Below are 6071 nucleotides of genomic sequence, written 5' to 3'. Positions count from 1 at the left end.
GCTGCCACCAGCAAAGGCGCTGCCGGAAATGGCCAGAAGGGCGGCGGCAGTAAGAACAATCTTTTTCATTTTTAGTACTCCAGTATATTTTTCCGTCCGTCTAGCGGCGTGTCTTGGGAGGAAAGCGCGTCGTTCGGACAGCCCCGATGTGGGAGAGCCCCTTCCCGGTTTCCAATCACGAAGTTGTTTCGCCTGGACCATGGCTCTGCACCTTGAAATTGTGCCACGGCCTCCCACACGTATTGTATTGTAAAGCAATATCAATATGTTATCCGAATGGACCATCGACCCAGTTGACGATTTGGAAGATCTGCGTTCACACCGTCCTGCACGCATTGTCAACAGAAACGAACCGTTCGGTTCGATTTTAGAATCTCCTAATGGTCACTTTTCTATACTGTTAACCAATTCAGACCCGGTCAGCGGTCGATATGAAGGCGTTTCCAGCGCGCGATTCGGATCGCCCCCGAGGACGGCAATTCGGCGCCAGCGTGCCGCGAACCCGAAACGCGTGTCGCGCCCGCACGGATGCGATGTCGTTTTCGTACCGACGGTCCGCCGGCCTTAGTGATTAGATCAGGCCATCTCAGGTGCCGACCCGTGACGACGGGACGGAGAATTGGGAAGCCGGTCAAATTCCGGCGCTGCCCCCGCAACGGTGGTGGAGTTCAAGTCGCGACGGGAGACCACTGGGCCATCTGGCCTGGGAAGGTGTCGCGCCCGCCCGCAAGGGCACTCCAGAGCCCGGAAACCAGCCCCAGATTTCTAGGCTCGACTGATCGCGGTGGGCGGTCAAGAGGCGGATGGCGCGCGCCTGGCCCTGCCGGTGGCCGCCGTTCCTCTCCATCACCACCAGTTCAGTCCTTGATGCGACCGACGCGAGGGACAGGACATGGATGCGCGCAACGACATGCTGAGGCACCTGCATAACCGCAGGCAGGGCTTTTCGCTCGAACAGCCTTTCTACACCGACCCGGATTACTTCAAGCTCGACATGGAACTAATCTGGTATCGCGACTGGCTGTTCATCGGCCACGATTGCGAATTGCCGAAGCCGGGCAGCTACATCACCGCGCAGATCGGCGATTATCCGGTGGTCCTGGTCCGCGACCAGCAAGGCAGGATCAACGCCTTCCATAATTCCTGCCGCCATCGCGGCAGCCGCGTCTGCAACGCCGAGAAGGGCACCGCGGCGAAGCTCGTCTGCCCCTATCATCAATGGACCTACGAACTCGACGGCAGGCTGCTGTTCGCCCGCCAGATGGCGGATGGCTTCGACAAGAGCCAGTTCGGCCTGAAGCCGGTCACCTGCGAGAGCGTCGGCGGCTACATCTTCATCTGCCTGGCGAAACAGCCAGCCGATTTCGCGCCGATGCGCGCCATGATCGAACCCTATCTCCTGCCGCATCGATTGAGCGAAGCGAAGGTCGCTTTCGAATCGACCATCGTTGAGAAGGGCAACTGGAAGCTGGTCTGGGAAAACAACCGCGAGTGCTACCACTGCGCCGGCAATCATCCCGAACTCTGCAAGACCTTTCCCGAGGCGCCGACCGTGACCGGCGTACATGGTGCCGAAAGCGATCCCGAGATGCAGGCGCATTGGGCGAAATGCGAGGCGGCGGGCCTGCCGAGCAAGTTCCGCATCGACCCCGCCGGTCAGTATCGCGCCACCCGCGCGCCGCTCTTGCGCGATGCCGTCAGCTATACGATGAGCGGCAAGCGCGCGGTGAGGAAGAACCTATCCACGAGCGTCTCGGCGGACCGCATCGGCACGTTGATGCATTACCACTATCCGACGACCTGGAACCATATCCTGATCGACCATGCCGTCACCTTCCGGGTGCTGCCGATCAGCGCCACCGAAACCGCGGTGACGACGAAATGGCTGGTCCACAAGGATGCGGTGGAAGGCGTCGATTACGATCTTGCCGAACTCACCCATGTCTGGACCGAGACCAACGACCAGGATCGCCGCATCGTCGAGGAAAACGCTTTCGGCATTCTGTCGCCGGCCTATGAGCCCGGCCCCTATTCGGAGCAGCATGAGGGCGGCGTCATCCAGTTCGTCGAATGGTACGCCGGCTTCATCGGCCCGCGCCTTGCCGAAGGCGGCCAGCCGACGCTGCGCAGTGTTGCCTAGCACATGGCGCCCAAAAGTGTTGAGCGGTTTTGGCATCACGACATGTGCAGAATGAAAAGGACCAAGGGATGAACGCGATGACCGATCTCGCCCTCTATCGCCATCTCGACGAGATGGCGCCCTGGAACGACCGGCTGCAGGTGCTGGAGGTGATCGGCGTCAGCGACGAGGCGCCGGACGTCAAGACCTTCACCTTCCGCTCCGACAACCAGACCTGGTTCCGCTACAAGCCCGGCCAGTTCGTGACGCTGGAACTGCCGGTCGCCGACGGACCGCTGATGCGCACCTACACGCTGTCCTCATCGCCCTCGCGGCCGTTTTCGATCGCGGTGACGGTGAAGGCGCAGGCCGGCAGCATCGGCACGCGCTGGATGTTCGACAATCTCAAGCCCGGCGCCCATGTGAAGGCCTATGGCCCGGCCGGCGATTTCTCGCTGCACAGCCATCCGGCGGCCAAGTACCTGTTCATCTCTGCCGGCTCCGGCGTCACGCCGATGATGTCGATGCTGCGCTGGCTGAACGACTGCGCGCCCTGGACCGATGTCGGTTTCGTCAACTGCGCGCGCAGGGCGGAAGAGATCATCTTCCGCAAGGAGCTTGAATTGCTGGGCAGTCGCATGCCCGGCCTGTCGCTCGGCTTTATGATCGAGGAACGCTCCAGCCGCGAGGGCTGGTTCGGTCACATGGGGCGGATCGACGCCATAAGGCTTCCGCTTCTGGCACCTGACTACCGCGAGCGGGAAATCTTCTGCTGCGGCCCCGACCCGTTCATGCGCGCCGTCCGGCAGATGCTGGAGGCCGCCGGCTTCGACATGGCCAAATACCACCAGGAAAGCTTTGCCGCGCCGGTGGTGGAGGAGGTGCCGGCGCCGTTCGCGCTGCCGACCGACGGCGGCATCGAGATGCCCGTCGAGGCCGCGACGCCGGTTCGCTTTTCACTTTCCGATGTCGATGCCGAATGCATCGCCGGGCAAACCGTGCTGCAGACGGCGCGCGCTTCTGGCGTCAGGATCCCGGCCGCCTGCGAATTCGGCCTGTGCGGCACCTGCAAGGTGAAGAAGGTGTCCGGCGAGGTCGAGATGAGCCACAATGGCGGCATCCTCGATCACGAGATCGCCGACGGCTTCATTCTCGCCTGCTGCTCGAGGCCGATGACGGCGCTGGAAATCGAGGCCTGATCCGCCGCATAGAACCCCAAAAGTGACAGGTGTCTCGCCGTGTCCATCGTCTTGCCAAGCAGGAACCGAGTGTTTACAGGCGTTCCTCGGGGGGAGCACCGCGGTACCGCGGTTGCTTGAGCTATGAAGTGGGGCAAGAACAATGCGGGCAGCGGATGTCTACGCTGTTGCGAGCAAGGATATCGTTTTTGAATCCTTCGACGGCGAAGCCGTCGTGCTTGATCTCGCGAGCGGAAGGTATTTCGGTTTCTCCGATACGGGCAGCCGTATCTGGCAAGCGCTGTCGTTGGGCGTGCCGGCCCCGGCGCTGGTCGGACTGGCCGCGGGAACGGCGACGATAGGATTGGTCGAACTCGAAAGCTTCATCGCGCAGCTCATCGATTTCGGCCTGCTGGCGCCAGCCCCGGATGCGTCGGCGCAGCCGCTGCCGAGCGGGCTGCCGGCCGAGCTTGCCGCGTCCCGCGAACCCCTGAAAGTTGACGTCCACGACGATCTTGCCGATCTCATCATGGTCGATCCGATCCATGAGGTCGAGGAACCCTTGGGCTGGCCCGCGGTCAAGCACGCGTCGTGAGACATCCGGGAGCGGCCGATCGCATTGGCGACGGTGCGCGGGAACAGGCCATGTCGCAGGTCACCCTCGGAAGCTTGCCGGACTATGCCCGCCAGGTTTTGGCCATGGCCGAGAGTGCGGCCGCCAGCTATTCCGTCACGCGGGATGTCCGTTTGCACCGGTTGGACATGGCTGTCCATCTCACGCCCGGCCCCTTCGCGGATGCCATCGACCGCGGCCTTGTTCCGGCCGGCGGTGATCGGCAAGCGTCGGGCGTATGCCGCATCCTCATCGCCCATCCAGGCATCGGTAACATCGCCGCTCCGGCGAAATGGGGCGAGGCGCAGTTCGCCCCGCACGCCTTTGCCTCCCGGCTTGCCGACGCCGGGCTGCGCGGCTCCTACTTCCACGACCTCGACTTTTGGCAGGTATACGATCCCAAGCGCCGTGTCGGCGCGCAATTGATGCGCTCCGCCGACGGCTTTCCGCCCTGGGAGCCGGGCGCGCCGCTGCGCGCCTTTCTGCATTGGGACTACGCGGCGCGCGGCATGCGGCTTGCGCATGCCGGCACGCTGGGCATCGGCGGCAAGGGCATCCTGCTTGCCGGCGCCGGTGGAGCAGGAAAATCGGGAACCGTCGTCGCCGGCCTGCTCAACGGCCTGGACAGCGTCGGCGACGACTATGTGCTTATCGACAGGACGGATGAGGGGGTAAGGGCGTATCCGCTGTTTTCCACCCTCAAGCAGGATCCCGAGGGTTTCGAACGGCTTGGCCTCAGGCAGCGGCTGAAATCCTATGGTCCGCTGAACTGGCAGGGCAAGCATCCGTTCCACATCGATGACGTCGCGCCCCGGCCGCTGCCGGCAAGTCTGGACATCGCAGCGCTGGTGGTGCCACATATCGGCGGTGGTGGGACAAGCTCGGTCATGCCCTTGTCGCGCAAGGACGCCATGATTGCGTTGGCGCCGTCCGGCATCGCTCAGATGCCTGGCGAGCGCGAAGGCGGCTTTCGCTTTTTCAGCGATCTTACCCGCCTCTTGCCATGCTACCGTCTGGCGCTGGGGACGCGCCCGGAGGAAATCGCCGCCAAAGTTTCCGGGTTTCTCGCGCGAGGCTCCGCATGAAGCTGAGCGTGATTATGCCAGTCCATAACCGCGAGAAGTATGTCGGCGCTGCGCTGCGCTCGCTGCTCAGGCAGCGCGACCGTGCCGATCTCGACATCATCGTCATCGACGACGGCTCGATCGACGGCTCGGTTGAGGTGGTGCGCTCGATGATGAGCGAAGCATCCTGCATCCGTCTTTTCCAGCAGCCCAATATGGGCGTCACCAAGGCGCGCAACGCCGGCCTCCGGCGGCTCCTGCCACAGACCGGCTTTGTCTCCTTCCTCGATTCGGACGACATCTCGCCGGCCGGCCGCTTCAAGGACGATTTGGCGCTTTTCGAAACCGATCCCGGTCTCGATCTGACCTATTCGCTGATGACCCTGGCCGACAATCTGGACGACGAGACGCTGGAGCCGGCGGCCGACAGCCACTGCGTGACCGTGCGCGGAATCCATCTGTCGGCCGGGATATTCACGCGCCGGCTTGTCGATCGGATCGGTGACTTCGACACCGATTTCAGCCAGGCCGAAGACACGGACTACCTGCTGCGCACTTTCGAGAGCGGCCCGAACTATGTCATGCCCGATACGGTGGGGCTCTATTACAGGCGCCATCCCGGCAACATGACCAGGGAGCCTGATATTCCCCGTCGCGAGTTCATGCGCGCACTCCACAAATCGATGAAGCGGCGCCGGGCCGACCCGTCGCTGTGTGCGATCGACAAGATCTTTGAGGTCAAGGATCTCGCGGATTGGCGGTTCATGTGATGGCTGGCTACGGCGTCGTCATTCCGGCCTTCAACGCGGCCGCCACCATTGCCGATACGCTGCGCTCGGTGGCCGCGCAGACGATCGCCGCCGACGCCGTCGTGGTCGTCGACGACGGTTCGACCGATGATCTCGAGGCGGCGATCGCCATTGCGGACATCCCGGTCAGGCTGCTGCGCCAGGACAACGCCGGCCCCGGCAGCGCGACGACCAGGGGCATGGCGGCGCTGTCGACGCCGTTTATCGCGACGCTCGACGCTGATGACCTGTGGCTGCCGACCAAGATCGAATTGCAGCTCGCGCATCTTGAACGATCTCCGCGAACGG

6 protein-coding genes, 1 pseudogene and 1 riboswitch are annotated in these 6071 nt (G+C 63.2%); of the genes and pseudogenes, 6 read left to right on the top strand and 1 reads right to left on the bottom strand.

Annotated elements, in window-relative coordinates; translation table 11 throughout:
• Positions 1-201, bottom strand: a pseudogene (locus tag EOA33_RS39770) (hypothetical protein); the annotation flags it as partial.
• A gap of 370 nt (positions 202-571) precedes the next feature.
• Positions 572-775: riboswitch (cobalamin riboswitch) on the top strand.
• Between the two features lie 117 nt (positions 776-892).
• Here EOA33_RS39770 and EOA33_RS20955 point away from each other — a divergent pair.
• The 6 genes from EOA33_RS20955 to EOA33_RS20930 all read left to right on the top strand — a co-directional run.
• Positions 893-2140, top strand: coding sequence for an aromatic ring-hydroxylating dioxygenase subunit alpha (locus EOA33_RS20955; RefSeq protein ID WP_127406463.1), 1248 nt, complete (start codon positions 893-895; stop codon positions 2138-2140).
• Positions 2141-2217: 77 nt separating this feature from the next.
• On the top strand, positions 2218-3318 hold the full coding sequence (locus EOA33_RS20950) for a hybrid-cluster NAD(P)-dependent oxidoreductase (protein WP_127406462.1): 1101 nt from the start codon (positions 2218-2220) through the stop codon (positions 3316-3318).
• Positions 3319-3460: 142 nt separating this feature from the next.
• Positions 3461-3892 carry a PqqD family protein gene (locus tag EOA33_RS20945; protein WP_127406461.1) on the top strand — a complete coding sequence of 144 codons (432 nt, stop codon included), beginning with the start codon at positions 3461-3463 and terminating at the stop codon, positions 3890-3892.
• Positions 3893-3942: 50 nt separating this feature from the next.
• Positions 3943-4995 carry a serine kinase gene (locus tag EOA33_RS20940; protein WP_127406460.1) on the top strand — a complete coding sequence of 351 codons (1053 nt, stop codon included), beginning with the start codon at positions 3943-3945 and terminating at the stop codon, positions 4993-4995.
• Positions 4992-5744 (top strand): glycosyltransferase family A protein, encoded by a 753-nt coding sequence (locus EOA33_RS20935; RefSeq protein WP_127406459.1) that lies wholly within the window; start codon positions 4992-4994, stop codon positions 5742-5744. Before EOA33_RS20940 ends, EOA33_RS20935 begins: the two co-directional genes overlap by 4 nt.
• Positions 5744-6071: glycosyltransferase family A protein (locus tag EOA33_RS20930; RefSeq protein ID WP_145989219.1), on the top strand; the 328-nt coding region annotated here is incomplete at its 3' end. The genes EOA33_RS20935 and EOA33_RS20930, both read left to right, overlap by 1 nt.

It is taken from the genome of Mesorhizobium sp. M4A.F.Ca.ET.050.02.1.1 (assembly GCF_003997725.1).
Lineage (GTDB): Bacteria > Pseudomonadota > Alphaproteobacteria > Rhizobiales > Rhizobiaceae > Mesorhizobium.
This window is presented reverse-complemented; position numbering and strand designations above follow the sequence as displayed.